Here is a 15230-nt window from a genome sequence, read left to right on the forward strand (position 1 = left end):
TCGCCCGAATCGGCCAACGCATCCTCGCCCTGACCTGCGCCATCTGGCATAACCGCACCACCGGCCAGCCCATCACACGATCGCTGACCGCCTACGACCACTAACCATTAGGACTTACTCATCTAGGTCTCGCGACCCTGTCGGCCCGGGTGGCGGCCGGGCAGCATGGGGCGGATGAGCCAACCCGACTTCGACGTGGACGAGTTCCTCGCCCAGCCGCTGACCGCGCGGATCGCGACGGCCGGGCCGACCGTGCGGCCGGTGTGGTTCCTGTGGGAGGGCGGCGCGTTCTGGATCCTCACCGGCCCCTGGGCCCGGCTCAGCGGGCTGGTGGCCAGGGACCCGGCGGTCGCGATCGTGGTCGACGTGTGCGAGCCGGCGACCGGCCTCGTGCGGCAGGTGGTGGCGCGTGGCCGGGCCGATCTGGTGCCGTTCGACGTGGCGCGCGGGCGGCGGAAGCTGGCGCGGTACCTGGGGGCGGACGAGGCGCGGTGGGACGCGCGGTTCGTCCACTACCTGTACGACGACCCGGGGGAACGCGGCACGGTCTGGCTGCGGTTGGCGCCCTCCTCGCTCCGGGCGACCGACCTGAGCTACTCGGTCGGGGGCGGTCGCTGAGCGGGGCGACCGCCCGTCAGTTCCGGTTTGTTTCAGGGAACTTCACCCCGAAGATTGGCATGAACACTTCCGTCAACGCGCGTAGCTTGCTACAAGTGCGGGCAGAGACTCTGCCGTTGGAGGTCGCGTGAGACTCAGAAGGTCCCTGTCAGCCGTCTTCGTGCTCGTATCCGCCCTCGTCGTCGGCCTGTTGGGCGCCGGCACCGCCCAGGCGGCGGCGCCGGTGTACGTGGCCCTCGGCGACTCGTACTCGTCCGGCAACGGAGCCGGCAGCTACATCTCGTCGAGCGGCGACTGCCACCGCAGCAACAACGCCTTCCCGGCGCGCTGGGCCGCCGCCAACAGCCCGTCCGGCTTCGCCTTCGTGGCCTGTTCCGGCGCGGTGACCACGGACGTGCTCAACAACCAGCTGGGCTCGCTCAACTCCTCGACCACGCTGGTCAGCATCACCATCGGCGGCAACGACGCCGGCTTCGCGGACGCGATGACGACGTGCGTCACCGGCTCCGACAGCACCTGCCTCAACCGGCTGAACACGGCCCGCACCTACATCAACAACACGCTGCCCGGCCGGCTCGACGCCGTCTACAGCGCGGTGCGGTCCCGGGCGCCCAACGCCCGGGTCGTCGTGCTCGGTTACCCGCACATGTACATAGAGCCCTCGCCCTGGTACTGCCTCGGTCTCAGCAACACCAAGCGGGAGGCGATCAACGACACGTCGGACGCCCTCAACTCGGTGATCTCCGCCCGGGCCGCCGCCCACGGCTTCCGCTTCGGCGACGTCCGCCCCACCTTCAACGACCACGAGCTCTGCTCCGGCGACGACTACCTGCACGACGTGCGGATCCCGGTCTGGGAGTCCTACCACCCGACCAGCCTGGGCCACGCCAACGGCTACCTGCCGGCCCTCAACGCGAACGACTGACGGACGATCTCGGCGAGGGGCGGCTCCACAGCCGCCCGCCGCCAACCGGCCAGGGCCGGGCCCTCTCGTGAACCGGGCCTGGCCCCTGGCTGGCTCTCCGGGCGGTTCGCGGCCAGGTCATCAACGGACGGGAACCAATCGGGCTTCCGGTCCGTAGATCGGGAAGGAGTGGACACGGGGGGAGTGGAGATGGATCCGATCTCGGCGGCGGCACTGGCCGCGTTGGCCGGCGGCATCGGTGGTGAGGCCGGCCGCCAGGCCTGGGCGTCGCTCGGTGCGCTGGTCCGCCGACCCTTTCGGCGCGGCACGGGGCTCGCGAGCGGCGCGGACGAGCCGTCGGTGAGCTCAGGGGAGGCCGAGCTCGCCCGGCTATGGCAGGACCCGTCCGATCCGGATCGCGCCTCGGCGTTGAGCGCCGCCCTCGCGGTGCGGGCCGCACTCGACGAGGGCTTCCGCGACGAGCTCGCGGAGTGGTGGCGGCGTTCACGAGCGGCGGTCACCGGCGAGGGCGAGGTGACCAACGTGATCGCCGGTGGCACCCAGCACGGCCCGGTGATCCAGGCCCGGGACATCTCCGGGCTCTCCATCGGCCTGCCTCGGTCCGCAGAGCTCACGGATCGGCCGCCAGATGCCTCCTGAGCGTCTCGTGCCGGAACTCGTACGCCGAGCCGGCCTGGCGCAGCACGTTGCGGCGGTGGGCGTCGTCGCAGAAGGCCATCAGCCGCCAGGGCACGTGCCCGTGCAGCGCGAGGAGTGCGTGGGCGACCCGGTATTGGGCCCAAGCCGACCGTGACAGCTGCCAGAGCACCAGGGTGAGGGCCAGCAGGGCACCGAAGCCGACGACTGCGGTCGGGGGGTGGAAGAGCAGGGTCGGGAAGGTGCCAACGATGACGAAACCGACAGTCTGCAGGAGTGCGGCGCCCAGCGCCCGTCTGCGAGCTGCCGCCAGGGATGACCGCGGGGTGGGTGAGGTGTCACGGGCGGGTGGCGAGACGAGCCCGTACAGGAAGGTCACGGACGCGATGGCCAGGCCGGCGGTGACCAAGGCCGGACCGTGCCGCACGAACGCCTGCCAGTCGGCTTCAACCCCGGAGGCGTTCTCGGGCCGGAACTCCGGGAACGAACCCGGTATGGCCACGCTTCCTGGGGCCGGAGCGGGAATGGCGAAGGGCGAGAGGCAGGTGTCGGCGCCGCGGCTCTCGGCCTGGGCAGCACATTCCTCCGCGCTGATCGACACCGCGTTGAGGGTGCCCACGACGACCCAGGGGACCACGGTCGCCGCCCCGCCGCACGACAGTCCGAGGACCAGGTAGACACCGAGCAGGGCGCCCAGCCGACGAGCACGTCTGGCCGTTCCGGGAACGGCTTCGATCCTTCGCCATATCCGCGACGTGGCCGCGGTCTCGCTCGTGAGCGTGATACAGAAGGCCATGGCTACGCCGCAGGCCAACACCGCCAGCAGCAGCAAGAGGCCCAGCGCTTGGCCGAAGTCCGGCGCCACCTGAGCTTCCCGGAGGGCGAACCGTGCCATCGCCAACGCTGCCGCGAACCAGATTCCCCCGGCTACGGCCGCTAACGCCACTACCCGCTGCGGGAGTCCGTGAAGTGCCGGTTCCGCCAACCGCCACCAGGCCAGCCCGCCACCGTGCGCCCGCGCGGCCAGGTAGCGAAGCCAGCGCTGGGCCAGGGGCTCAGGCCACCGGCGCCGCCGCTCCGATCCACGGTCGCCGACCGGACGGCGGGCGAAGGCGGTGGGGACGACGTCGTCGAGCACTAGGCGTTCGACGGCTGTCGAGTCGGGGAACGTGGATGTGTTGAGCAACTCCCCCGGATGCCGGCCAGGGACGTCGTAGTGGCCGCGTAGCAGACCCACCAGGAGCGGGCTGCCGGCCGCGCGCGCCATCCCGGGGCGCCTGGCGAGTTCGGGCAGTACTCGGCGCCAGGGGGTGTCGCCGTCCAGGGGGCACAGGTAGTCCGTGACGTCCGCGAGCGGTATGTCGAGCATCGAGACGACCGAGGCGGCCGTCAGCCCGCCGCCGACCATCAGCGCCGCTTCGAACTCCGCGTCGCGGCAGGTGAGCACCATCGGGTCCCGACTGTCGTACGAGGTGCCGATCTTCCGCAGGGCAAGCGACCGCTTCTTCGCCGCGACCTCGTCGAGCCCGTCGAACACCGGTAACACATGGTTGTCTTCAACCAGTTCATGTGCGGACACCTGCTCGGTGAGGACACCGGGATAGTCCTCGGCGATCTTCCTGGCGACCCAGTGACGCAGGTTCTCGCTCTCCGGGTCCCAGGAGGAGAGCGGGAGCAGGACGGGGACGGGAGCCCCCGGTCCCCAGTCCGCCAGGAGCGATTCGACGAGCAGCATGGCACAGGTCGTCTTGCCGCACCCGCTGGGGCCGGTGATGACGAGGCGACGGCTCGGTGCCTCCTTGAGGAGTGCGGCGGCTGTGGCTGTGGTAGAGGTCCGGCCCTTGAGCGGTCCCGACGTGACCATCAACGGGACGGGCATCGGCGCCGGTTGGTACAGGCCGAGCGTACGGGTCTCCGTCTGCCACTGATGACGTACCGCCTGCGCGAGCGCGCGCAGGGACCGTTCGAGCGGAGTTGCTCCATCGACCGGAGGAGCGCCTACGTTGAGCACGCCGATGCTGTGTGCCTGGACGAGGTTCTCCGCGTGCCCGCCGGTGACGATGTTGGTGTGGACACGGTCGGTTCGCCCCCGATGCCGCCGCCTGAACCTGCGTGGTCCCCCTGACATGCCCCACCTAACGTCGAAGGGCGGGCCCGCTTGCCTCCGAGCACATGTGACGAGCACTCTCTACTGACTGCCATCAACGGTATCGCCGGACGAGGACCATCGCCCCGAAGTCGGTTACGGCGGCTTCGTCGGCGAGCCCTGGTTGCCTCCGCTCAGGCCGAAGCGCAGCGCTAGCGCAGCGGTGTCGCCCCCGTGACGCGGTGCAGTGGATACGTGCGGATCTCGTCGGCCGTGTGGTCGAAGGCGGTGACGAAGCCGGCCTCGACGCGGACGGGGGAGAGGACGTGGTGGGCGGCGACGCCGTCGGCGGTGACGTAGCCGACGTGGACCTGGGTGCCGGCGCGGGCCGCCGCGCGGAGGGTGGCCAGGGTCTCCAGCGCGGGCGTGCGCGGTGGTGGTCCCGCCGGCTCCGCGAGGCGGGCGGTGGTGGGGGAGGGGCCGGCCGCGCCGGCGGCGTGGTCGCCGGCGCGGATGGCGCGGACGGCGGCGGCGAGCAGCGTGTCGTCGGCGGGCGGCGGCCCGTCGGGGGCCGGCTCGGGGGGCGTGCGGGGCGGGGTGCGGCGCGCCTCGGCGCGCAGCGTGACCAGCGCGCCCTCGGCGGTCTCGGCGGCCGGCGCGAGGCCGAGGTCGCGGAGCCGGGTGAGCAGCGTGTCGGGGGCGAGCTCGGAGATCAGCACCGTGGGCGCGAGCCGGCGCAGCCGCAGCGGTGCCGCGCGGCGGTCGGCGACGAGCTGGGTGAGCAGCGCCTCGTCGTCGCACCGCAGGTAGCTGCTGGCGGCGCCGACGCGGAGCCGGCCGTGTCGGCGGGCCATGTCGTCGACGAGGTAGCTGAGCGGCTGCGGCACGGGCGTGCGGGAGTGCTCGGCCAGGAAGGCGTGGAGTTCGTCCGGCGTCCAGCCGGCGTCGAGGGCGCGGCGGACGGTGCCGGCGGTGAAGCGGTAGACCGTGGCGCCGCCCTTGGACTCGACGTCGGCGGCGGCGTCCATGACCCGCCGCACGTCGGGCCGCAGCGGTCCAGGCGCGATGGCCGTCAGGTCGGCCTGGAGGAGGAAGTGGTCGAGTGGCTCGGGGAGTTGGTCGCGCAGCAGCTCGGCGGCGGCCGGTCCTTCGGGGCGCGGGGAGGACAGCAGGGGGCGGGCGAAGGAGGCGAACGCGCCGCGCCCGGTGACGCCGAGGCGCTCGGCCTCGGCCAGCACCGCGTCGCACAGCTGGATCCTGGTCTCGTCCGGCATCCGCCGGGGCAGCTCCCAGCCGATGCGCCGTTGGACGCCCTCGGCGGCCGGCGCGTGGCCCGGCGGGAGCGCGGCGAGCAGGGTGAGCACCCGGCGGCGCAGCGCGGCGGCCGGGCCCCGGTCGAGCCCTGGGCCGAGCGCGGCCAGCAGCCGGCCCTTGGAGTCGCGGGTGCCGACGAGCCCGGGGACGCGGGTGGTGGCGAGCCAGGCGGTGACCAGCGCGGTCCAGCGCTCGGCGGCGGGCAGGGCCAGCCACTCGTCGTAGCCGGGGGTCGGCGCGCACCGCTCGTCGGCCTCGCCGTCCGGGGCCAGCAGCCCGGCGGCGAAGGCGAGCTCGACCCAGAACGCGGCCTCCGGCTCGGGGATGTCGAGGAGCACGGCGGTCCGCTTGAGCTCGCGGGCGCCGAGCCCGCCGGCGCGCAGCACGGCGGGGCCGTCGGTTGACCAGCCGGTCGCCAGCTGTTCGACGAGGGCGAGCGCGGCCTGCGCGGCGCCGGCCGCCGCCGCGTCCACGGTGTCCGGCCGGTGCTCGACGCAGGGTCCTGGGTCTGGTGGTTCGGCGACGAGCTCGCGGTGGGCGCGGCCGCCGCGCAGCGCGAGCGCCACCTCGCGGGGCAGCACGACGGTGCCGGGCGCGGTCGGCATCAGCAGGGCGCGGTCGAGCAGCCAGCGCACGGGCGGGCTGGGGCGGGCCGACACCTCGCCGTACGGGGGTCCCCAGGTGAGCCGGTCGAGCACGGCGCGGGCGGCGTCCGGGGCCTGGTCGAGCAGGGCGGTGAGCCGGTCCCGGTCGGCGAAGAGCCCGGCGAGGGCGGCCAGCGCCGAGACCGGGTCGTGGGTGGCGGGCAGCCCGGCGCCGGTCAGCAGCTCCTGGATGCGGCTGGGCGAGATGCCGGTCGCGGTCTCGGCGAGGGTGGGGCCGAGCCCGGTGGGGCTGGGGCGGCCGGGCCCCGGGGCGAGCAGCTCCTGCGCGGTGCGGACGAGCCGCAGCCCGTCGTCCCTGCCCCAGATCAGGGCGCGGTCGCGGAGGGCGTCGAGGGCGAGCGGGAGCCGCTCCTCGCCGCCGGGCAGCAGCGCGGCCAGGGTCTCGACGGGGCAGGGCTGCGGCGCGATGGCCAGGGCCTCGGCGACGCGCAGCGTGAAGGTGTCGAGGCGCTCCAGGGCGCGCAGCACGGAGGTCCTGGTGCCGGCGCGGGTGGCGAGCTGGGACAGGTCGCCGGGGAGCGGCGAGAGGAGATCGGCGCGTGCCCGCAGCAGCCGCGCCAGCCGCGCGTCGGAGCGGGCGCGCAGCTCGTCGGCGAGGGTGCGGGGGGCCGGCGGCCTTGTCATCCACCCAACGCTACCCGGACGGCGTCGGAAGAGCACCGGACGGGACGGAACGAGACGTGAACACCACACAACACCGCACAGGCCATCGCCAACCGAACAGGAGCATGGTTGCGCCGGTGCAAAGCTGCATATGCCAAGATCTGTAGGCGAGTGGACTCAGGGGGTGATGGGGCGGCAGACTCGGGGCCAGTCGATGGAAGGACACCAGTACCGATGCCGCCGAGGGAGAACCCCACCTACCGACAGGGGCGTCTGGGCGCGGAGTTGCGCAAACTGCGGGAGCGCGCCGGCCGGACCGCGCGGGAGGCCGCCGGGATGTTGGGGACGGACCAGGGGAAGATCAGTCACATAGAGTCCGGCCGCATCGGCGTCAGCGAGGAACGCATCCGCAAGCTCGCCACCTTCTACGAATGCACAGATCAGCCCCTGCTCGACGCGTTGTGCGCGATCGCCCGCGAGCACCGGGGCCAGTTCTGGTGGGACGAATACCGTGGCATCCTTGCTCCTAGTTGGCTGGACATCTCGGAGCTCGAACACCACGCGTCAAGCATGCAGATCTGCTGCACCGTGACCATCCCGGGGCTGATGCAGACCGAGGACTACGCGCGGGCCCTGTTCAGCGGCGGGCTGATCGAACTCCCGCACGAGGAGGTGGAGGCCCGCCTGGAGCACCGGATGCGGCGAAAGGTTGTCCTGGAACGGGACAACCCCATGCCCTTCCACGTCTTCCTGCACGAGGCGGTGCTGCGCATGCGCTACGGCGGCCGGGCCGTCGCCAGGGCCCAGCTCGACCAGCTGCTGCGCGACACCGAGCGGCCCAACATCCGGGTGCGGGTGATCCCCTTCACCAACGAGGACTTCTTCGAGGCCACCACGGCCGTCTCCTACGCCCGGGGCATCGTGCCCGAGCTCGACACCGTGCAGATCGACACCCCGATCGGCGGCTTCTACCTCGACGCGGACGCCCCGCTCTCCCGCTACCGGATGTTCTTCGACCGGGCCCTGAAGGTCTCGCTGCCGCCCGACGAGTCCCGGCAGCTGATCTACCACGTCGCCCGCGAGATGTGAGCCGCCCGCGGCCGCCGCGCCTCACCTGGCGGCGCGCCCGGGCAGCCGGCCCCGCGTCACGGCGAGCACCGCCCCCGCCAGCAGCACCAGCGCGCCCGCCCCCTGGAGGGCGCCGAAGGACTCCCCCATGAAGAGCGTGGCGCACAGGGTGTTGACGACCGGGACGGTGAACATCATCAGGGACGCCTTCGCCGGCCCCACGGCCCCCACCCCCCGGTAGTAGAGCAGGTTGGCCACGGCGGCGGCCCCGACGGCCAGGTACGCGGTGTTCCACCAGACGCCGGCCGGCAGGGCGCCCCAGTCGACCCGGCCCAGGTCCGGGGCGGCGAGCACGCCGAGCAGCACCGCGCCCGCACAGGTGGCGTAGGTCGTCGCGCGCAGCGGCTCGATGCCGGCCAGCACGCGCGGCCCGGCCAGCGTGAACGCGGCCCAGCACACGGCGCTGAGCAGGAACAGCGCGTCCCCCGCGAGGCGCGTCGAGCCACCGCCCGAGGAGCCGCCCGCCCCCAGGAAGAAGACCCCGGCCCCGACGAGCCCGAGCCCCAGACCGGCCAGCCGGCCGGCCGAGGCGCGTTCCCTACCCGTCACCAGCAGGTAGCCGCTGGTGAGCACGGGGCTCATGACCGGGATGAGGACGCCGGCGTCCAGGGACGGCGCCAGCGAGAGTCCCCAGAAGAAGAAGCCGTTGTAGGCGAAGACCCCCAGCACGCCCGCGCCGGCCGCCCGCCACCCGCTGCCCGGCACCCCGCTCGTCGCCCGCCCGCCGAACAGCGACAGGGCTATGAGCAGGGCGAGCGCGCCCCCGCCGAACCGCAGCAGGGCGGCCACCGCGTGCGGCACGTGCTCGACCACCGCCTTGGAGCTGGAGAAGGCGCTGCCCCACAGCAGCATGGTGACCGTCAGGAGCAGGTACGGGCTGCCCGGCCCTCGTCTCGTGTCCATGGGTCCGACTGTGGCCGCGGGGGGCCCGGATGGCTTGAACGCTGGTGCGCGCCACAATCGGGGCATGGCGACACGGCACAACTGGGTGCGGTACTGGCGGGACGCGGCACGCCCGCTGGAGGCCATGCACGCGCGCTTCGTGGACCACGTCTACACCCGGCACAGCCACGACGCCTACTCCTTCGGCATCACCGACGCCGGCGCCCAGGGCTTCCGGTGCCGTGGCGCCGAGCACGTCAGCGGCGCGGGCATGGTGATGGCGTTCAACCCGGACGAGGCGCACGACGGCCGGTCGGCGGCGGACCTCGGCTACCACTACCGCATCGTGCACCTGGGCCCCACGCTGGTGCGCGAGGTCCTCGCCGACGCGGCCGACGCGGCCGACGCGGCCGACCGACGGTCCGGCGGGCTGCCGCTCTTCGTCCGGCCCGTGCTGACCGACCCCGTGCTCGCCGGCGCCCTGGCCCGCCTGCACGCCGCCCTGGTGGGCGGCGCGAGCGACCTGGAGCGCGACGAACTGCTGACCGCCGCCGTCGTCGCGATGGCGGACCGCGGCGCGACGCGCGCGCCACGCGTGCGCACCCTGGCCGGGCGGGCGCAGCGGCAGGCGGCCCGCCGGGCCCACGCGCTGCTGACCGAGGCCGGCCAGGAGGCCGTGACCGCCGAGCTGCTGGCGCGCACCGCCGGGTGCAGCAGGTTCGCCCTCTACCGGGCGTTCCGGGCGGAGTTCGGCATGCCGCCGAGCGACTACGAACGCCAGGCGCGGCTGCGCCGGGCGCGTGCCCTGCTGGCCGAGGGCGCCGCCCCGGCCGACGCCGCGGCGGCCACCGGCTTCGCGGACCAGGCGCACCTCGGCCGCTGGTTCAAGCGCGCCTACGGCATCACCCCGCGCGTCTTCCAGCGTGGCCAGGCGTGAGCGCTCCCGTGCCTAGCCGGCGTTGATCCGGGCGATCTCCTCGATCACCCGGCGCTTCAGCTCCCGGCCCATCGGCGCGTAGCCGAGCTCCGCCGCCAGCCGGTCGGCCTCCACGTCCGTCAGCACCCAGGTCCAGAAGTCCCGCAGCACGGCGGCCGTCTCGTCCTCGTAGCCGCACTCGTAGGCGAAGATCCAGTTGGCGCCCGTGATCGGGTAGCCGCTGCCGCCGATGTCGTCGATGTCGAACTGGAAGTCGTCCGGGATCGACGCCTCCTCCGAGGCGGCCGTCGTCGCCTCCAGCGTCGGCTCGATCGGCTGCCCGTCCTCGTTCACCACCCGCGCCGTGGCCAGGTCGTTGGCGAGCGCGTAGGACTGGTTGACGTAGCCGATGCCGCCCGCGTTCTCCTGCACCGCCCTGGTCACGCCCTCGTTGCCCTCGCCGCCCAGGGTGTCGTCGTGCCAGTCGATGTCCGTGCCCTCCGCGTACCGCTGCGCCCAGAACGGCACCTCGGCCGTCAGATAGCGGGTGAACACGTAGGTGGTGCCGGAGCCGTCCGAGCGGTGCACCGGCAGGATCTCGGCCTCCGGCAGCGCCATCCCCGGGTTGAGCGCGGCGATCGCCGGGTCGTCGTAGCGGGTGATCCGGCGGTCGTAGATGCCGGCGATCACGTCCGGGTCGAGCACCAGGCCGTCCAGCGCGTCGTCGTGCAGCGCCAGCACCACGGCGCCGAACAGCACCGGGAACTGCACCGCCGCGCAGCCCCGCACCTCGCTCGCCACGGTCAGCTCGCCCTGCCGCAGGTAGCGCTCGGACGAGCCGAAGTCGACCGCGTCGGCCAGGAACTGCTCGATGCCGCCGCCCGAGCCGACCGCCTGGTAGCCGATGTCGACGCCGGTCTCGACCCGCTGCTCGTAGTGGGCGATCCACTCCTGGAACAGCGGGTCGGGGAACGTCGCCCCGGCTCCGGTGACGGCGCCGGAGAGCGAACCCCTGGTCACGGTGGGCCGGTCGTCCACGCCGGCCAGGCAGCCGGCGAGGACGAGGCCGGCCGCCGTGCCGAGCGCGACGGATCTGGCCGGCCTGAACGAACGGTTCCGCATGGTGCCCCCCTCGCGGCCTCGGTCGCCGGGACCGTCAGCCGAACCGGCCGGAGATGTAGTCCTCGGTGGCCTGGATCGACGGGTTGGAGAAGATCTTGTCCGTCGCGTCCACCTCGACCAGACCGCCGGGCTCGCCGACCGCCTTGAGGTTGAAGAACCCCGTGGTGTCGCTGACCCGCGCCGCCTGCTGCATGTTGTGGGTCACGATGACGATCGTGTACTCGGACTTGAGCTGCATCATCAGGTCCTCGATGGCCATCGTGGAGATGGGGTCGAGCGCCGAGCACGGCTCGTCCATCAGCAGCACCTCGGGCCGCACGGCCACCGCTCGGGCTATGCACAGGCGCTGCTGCTGGCCGCCGGAGAGGCCGGAACCCGGCTTGGAGAGCCGGTCCTTGACCTCCTCCCACAGGTTGGCCGAGCGGAGCGAGCGCTCCACAAGCTCGTCCATGGCGGCCTTCTTCATGCGCTTGCTGTTCAGCTTCACACCCGCCACCACGTTGTCGTAGATCGACATCGTCGGGAACGGGTTGGGCCGCTGGAAGACCATGCCTATCTGGCGGCGGACGTTGACCGGGTCGACGTCGGGCCCGTACAGGTCCTGGCCGTCCATCGTCACCTTGCCCTCCACGCGCGCGCCGGGCACCAGCTCGTGCATGCGGTTGAGGGTGCGCAGGAACGTCGACTTGCCACAGCCCGAGGGACCGATCAGGGCGGTGACCGACTTGGGCTGGATCGTCATCGACACACCCTGCACGGCGAGGAAGTTGCCGTAGTAGATGTCGAGACCCTTGACCTCGATGCGCTTGGCCACTGTGCTTCTCTTCTCTCAGCTGTTCGTCAGCGGGTCTTGGGGGCGAAAAGGCGGGCGATCAGTCGCGCCACGAGGTTGAGCACCATCACGACGAGGATCAGCGTGAGGGCCGCCGCCCAGGCGCGGTCGAGGCTGAACTCCGGAGGCACCCCGGGCGAGGCGTACTGGCTGTACGAGAACACCGAGAGGGTCGCCATCCGCCCGTCGAACGGGTTGAAGTTGTCGCTCGTGGTGAGGCCGACCGTGACCAGCAGCGGGGCGGTCTCGCCGATCACGCGGGCGATGGCCAGCGTCACGCCGGAGCCGATACCGGCCGCCGCGGTGGGCAGCACCACCTTCATGATGGTGCGCCACTTCGGCACCGCCAGCGCGTACGACGCCTCGCGCAGCTCGTTGGGCACCAGCTTCAGCATCTCCTCGGTGGAGCGCACCACGATCGGGATCATCAGCACGCTCAGCGCCACGGCGCCCATGAAGCCCATCCGGACCGCCGGGCCCAGGAACAGCTGGAAGAGGGCGAAGGCGAACAGGCCGGCGACGATCGACGGGATGCCGGTCATCACGTCCACGAAGAAGGTGATGTAGCGCGCCAGCCGGCCGCGCCCGTACTCCACCAGGTAGATCGCGGTCAGCATGCCGACCGGCACCGAGATCAGCGCGGCGAGCGCGGTGATGATCAGCGTGCCGAACAGCGCGTGGTGGGCGCCGCCGCCCTCGCCGACGATGTTGCGCATCGAGTAGGTGAAGAACTCGGCGTCGAACCGCTCGAAGCCGCGGTCGAAGACCGTGAAGAGCACCGAGACCAGCGGCAGCAGCGCCAGCAGGAACGCCGAGGTGACCACGGCGGTCACGAAGCGGTCGAACGCCTTCCGCGGGCCCTCGACCGAGCGGGACCACAGGTAGATCCCGGCCGTGTAGCCGACCGCCGCCAGCAGCGCGGCCGCCACCGGGCCCAGGACGCCGGGCAGCCACAGCGCGACGCCGACCAGCGCCGCCGCGCCCAGCACGAGCTGGGCGGCCCGCCGCGGAAGCGTGCCGTGGGTCAGCCGCGCCGGCTGCAGCTCGGCCTTACCGGGGCCGACCGGCTCCGTCTCGCGGCTCTCGGAGGTGGTGGGGGTGGTGGACATCAGTTGGCTCCCGAGAATTCGCGACGCCGGTTGATCACCGCGCGGGCACCCATGTTGACCAGGAGCGTGACGGCGAAGAGGACGAGGCCGGAGGCGATCAGGACGTTGATCGTGAGGCCGGAGGACTCGGGGAAGGTCAGCGCGATGTTGGCCGCGATGGTCGACGGGTTGGCGCTGCTGATCAGGTTGAACGAGACGTCGCCCGAGGGCGACAGCAGGATCGCCACCGCCATCGTCTCGCCCAGCGCGCGGCCCAGGCCGAGCATCGCGCCACCGATGATGGCCGAGCGGCCGAACGGCAGCACCGCCATCCGGATCATCTCCCAGCGGGTCGCGCCCAGCGCCAGCGACGCCTCCTCGTGCAGCCGGGGCGTCTGCAGGAACGCCTCCCGCACGACGGCGGTGATGATCGGCAGGACCATCACCGCGAGCACGATGGAGATCGTCAGCATGGTGCGGCCGGTCGCCGACGCCGGGCCCTCGAACAGCGGGATGAAGCCCAGGTTCTCCTCCAGCCAGCGGGTCGGCTCCACGGTGCGGGGCGCCAGCTCGGCGATGCCCCACAGGCCGAAGATGATGCTCGGCACCGCGGCGAGCAGGTCGATCACATAGCCGAGCGCCGTGGCGAGCCGCCGCGGCGCGTAGTGGGTGATGAACAGCGCGATCGCCACCGCGAGCGGGGTGGCGATCAGCAGGGCGAAGAACGCCGAGAGCAGGGTGCCGAAGAGCAGCGGCCACACGTAGACGACGAAGGTGTCGCCGCCGGGTATGTCCTCCGCCGGCGCCGTCATCGCCGGCCACGCCTCGGTGACCAGGAAGGCCGCGACGCCGGCCAGGATGACCAGGATCAGCACGCCTGCCCCGGTCGAGGCGCCCGCGAAGATGCGATCGCCCGGCCGCTGTGGCGCCCCGCGGGTGCGCGTCTTCTCTGTGGTGGGGGGCACTCCTTGTCCCTTTCTTACGACTTCTCGCGGCTTTCGCTGCTCGGTACGACGTGCGGTCGGCCGGCGCGCGGGCCCGGGCCAGCCCTGGCCCGCGCACCGGGAAGCCCACGGGCCCGGGCGGCATCCCCCTTGCGGGTGACCGCCCGGACCGCGGGGAGTGGCGGACTCAGCCGGCGTTGCCGATGGCGTCGACGGCGGGCTGGATCTGCTGGCGCAGCTCGTCCGAGATCGGGGCGGAACCGGCGGCCTCGGCGGCGGCGGCCTGGCCCTCCTCGCTCACGATGTAGGACAGGTAGGCGCGGGCCAGCTCGCCCTGCGCGGCGTCGTCGTAGGAGCCGCAGGCCAGGCCGTAGGAGAGCAGGACGATCGGGTAGGTGCCGGCCTCGGTGGTGTCCCGGGCCAGGTCGAAGGCGAAGTCGTGCTCGCCACGGTCGGCGACCCGCTCCGAGACGCCGAGCACGGCGGCCGCGGCCTCGGGCGAGTAGGGCACGAACTCCTCGCCCACGCCCACGTTGACGGTGCCGAGGCCGTTGGCCTGGCTGGCGTCGGCGTAGCCGATGGTGCCCTCGCCGCCGCTGACGGCGGCCACGACGCCGGAGGTGCCCTGGGCGGCCTCGCCGCCGCCGACCGGCCACTCGCCGCTGACCTCGTGCGGCCAGTCCTCACCGGCGGTCTGCGACAGGTAGTCGGCGAAGTTCTCGGTGGTGCCCGACTCGTCGGAGCGGTTCACCGGGGTGATCGCGAGGTCGGGCAGCTCGACGTCGGGGTTGTCGGCGGCGATCGCCTCGTCGTTCCAGTTGGTGATCTGCTGGTTGAAGATCTGGGCGATGGTGCTCGGGGAGAGGTTGAGCGAGTCCACACCCGGCAGGTTGAAGATCACGGCGATCGGCGACACGTAGACCGGGACCTCGACGACGTCCCCACCGCACTGCTCGGTGGCGGCGGTCAGCTCCTCGTCGTCCAGGTAGGCGTCGCTGCCGGCGAAGGCCACACCACCCGCGATGAACTGCTCACGCCCGGCGCCGGAACCGGCCGCGTCGTACGAGACGGTGACATCGGGGTTGGCGGACTGGAAGCCGGCCATCCAGGCCTGCTGCGCCGCCTCCTGCGAGCTGGCGCCCGCGCCCGCGAGGGTGCCGGACAGGCTCGAACCGCCGTCGGTGGGCCCGCCGCCGTTGCCGCCGGTGTCGCCGCTCTCGTTCTCGCTGCTGCAGGCCGTGACCAGGGCCAGGGCGGAAACCACGGCTATCGCGGCGGTCTTGGCGCGCATGTTGCGCATGACCTTGCTCCTTGTTCATGTCCAGCCGGCCGGCTGGGTGCAGATGACTTGAATATGTCGTGCTGAACGTAGGAGGGGTCAGCGAAGCGGGGCGGGCCAGAAGGTGAACAGAAAGATAGGTTCGGTGGAACCGGCAGTTTCACAAAAAGTGTTGGAATCGTTAAGGACCGG

General features: G+C 72.5%; 13 protein-coding genes and 1 pseudogene. 6 read left to right on the forward strand and 8 right to left on the reverse strand.

Annotation, left to right across the window (positions count from 1 at the left end):
• The 4 genes and pseudogenes from RNC47_RS18260 to RNC47_RS18275 form a co-directional block, all read left to right on the forward strand.
• Positions 1 to 104: pseudogene (locus tag RNC47_RS18260) on the forward strand (IS982 family transposase); the annotation flags it as partial.
• 70 nt (positions 105 to 174) lie between these two features.
• On the forward strand, positions 175 to 618 hold the full coding sequence (locus RNC47_RS18265) for a pyridoxamine 5'-phosphate oxidase family protein (protein WP_311600090.1): 444 nt from the start codon (positions 175 to 177) through the stop codon (positions 616 to 618).
• A 127-nt stretch (positions 619 to 745) separates the two neighbouring features.
• Positions 746 to 1543 (forward strand): SGNH/GDSL hydrolase family protein, encoded by a 798-nt coding sequence (locus RNC47_RS18270; RefSeq protein ID WP_311600091.1) that lies wholly within the window; start codon positions 746 to 748, stop codon positions 1541 to 1543.
• A gap of 189 nt (positions 1544 to 1732) precedes the next feature.
• Complete coding sequence (locus RNC47_RS18275; protein WP_311600092.1) at positions 1733 to 2182, forward strand: hypothetical protein; 450 nt, start codon at positions 1733 to 1735, stop codon at positions 2180 to 2182.
• On the opposite strand, the gene RNC47_RS18280 is transcribed toward RNC47_RS18275, so the two are convergent.
• Together RNC47_RS18280 and RNC47_RS18285 are read right to left on the reverse strand one after the other, a co-directional pair.
• Positions 2154 to 3914 carry a hypothetical protein gene (locus tag RNC47_RS18280; RefSeq protein ID WP_311600094.1) on the reverse strand — a complete coding sequence of 587 codons (1761 nt, stop codon included), beginning with the start codon at positions 3912 to 3914 and terminating at the stop codon, positions 2154 to 2156. The genes RNC47_RS18275 and RNC47_RS18280 overlap by 29 nt on opposite strands.
• A 563-nt stretch (positions 3915 to 4477) precedes the next feature.
• Complete coding sequence (locus RNC47_RS18285) at positions 4478 to 6868, reverse strand: helicase-associated domain-containing protein (RefSeq protein WP_311600096.1); 2391 nt, start codon at positions 6866 to 6868, stop codon at positions 4478 to 4480.
• 213 nt (positions 6869 to 7081) lie between these two features.
• On the opposite strand from RNC47_RS18285, the gene RNC47_RS18290 reads away from it, so the two are divergent.
• Positions 7082 to 7936, forward strand: coding sequence for a helix-turn-helix domain-containing protein (locus tag RNC47_RS18290; RefSeq protein ID WP_311600097.1), 855 nt, complete (start codon positions 7082 to 7084; stop codon positions 7934 to 7936).
• A gap of 21 nt (positions 7937 to 7957) precedes the next feature.
• On the opposite strand, the gene RNC47_RS18295 is transcribed toward RNC47_RS18290, so the two are convergent.
• Positions 7958 to 8878, reverse strand: coding sequence for a DMT family transporter (locus RNC47_RS18295; protein ID WP_311600098.1), 921 nt, complete (start codon positions 8876 to 8878; stop codon positions 7958 to 7960).
• A 64-nt stretch (positions 8879 to 8942) separates the two neighbouring features.
• Here RNC47_RS18295 and RNC47_RS18300 point away from each other — a divergent pair, with 64 nt between their 5' ends.
• Complete coding sequence (locus RNC47_RS18300; protein WP_311600099.1) at positions 8943 to 9794, forward strand: AraC family transcriptional regulator; 852 nt, start codon at positions 8943 to 8945, stop codon at positions 9792 to 9794.
• Positions 9795 to 9806: 12 nt separating this feature from the next.
• Here the strand turns inward: RNC47_RS18300 and pstS (RNC47_RS18305) are convergent, their stop codons facing one another.
• The 5 genes from pstS (RNC47_RS18305) to pstS (RNC47_RS18325) all read right to left on the reverse strand — a co-directional run bounded on the left by pstS (RNC47_RS18305) (position 9807) and on the right by pstS (RNC47_RS18325) (position 15059).
• Positions 9807 to 10895 (reverse strand): phosphate ABC transporter substrate-binding protein PstS, encoded by a 1089-nt coding sequence (gene pstS, locus RNC47_RS18305; protein ID WP_311600100.1) that lies wholly within the window; start codon positions 10893 to 10895, stop codon positions 9807 to 9809.
• Positions 10896 to 10929: 34 nt separating this feature from the next.
• Positions 10930 to 11709, reverse strand: a complete 780-nt coding sequence (gene pstB, locus RNC47_RS18310) for a phosphate ABC transporter ATP-binding protein PstB (protein WP_311600101.1) — start codon at positions 11707 to 11709, stop codon at positions 10930 to 10932.
• 26 nt (positions 11710 to 11735) lie between these two features.
• Positions 11736 to 12836: a phosphate ABC transporter permease PstA gene (gene pstA / locus RNC47_RS18315; protein WP_311600102.1), complete on the reverse strand. Its 1101-nt coding sequence runs from the start codon at positions 12834 to 12836 to the stop codon at positions 11736 to 11738.
• Positions 12836 to 13780, reverse strand: coding sequence for a phosphate ABC transporter permease subunit PstC (pstC, locus tag RNC47_RS18320; protein ID WP_311600103.1), 945 nt, complete (start codon positions 13778 to 13780; stop codon positions 12836 to 12838). The genes pstA and pstC overlap by 1 nt, the downstream gene beginning before the upstream one ends.
• Positions 13781 to 13946: 166 nt before the next feature.
• Entirely contained in the window at positions 13947 to 15059 is a 1113-nt protein-coding gene (gene pstS, locus RNC47_RS18325; RefSeq protein ID WP_311600104.1) for a phosphate ABC transporter substrate-binding protein PstS, read from the reverse strand.
• Between the last annotated feature and the right edge of the window lie 171 nt (positions 15060 to 15230).

Origin of the sequence: Streptomyces millisiae (assembly GCF_031845425.1) — a bacterium.
Classification (GTDB): Bacteria; Actinomycetota; Actinomycetes; order Streptomycetales; family Streptomycetaceae; genus Streptomyces; species Streptomyces millisiae.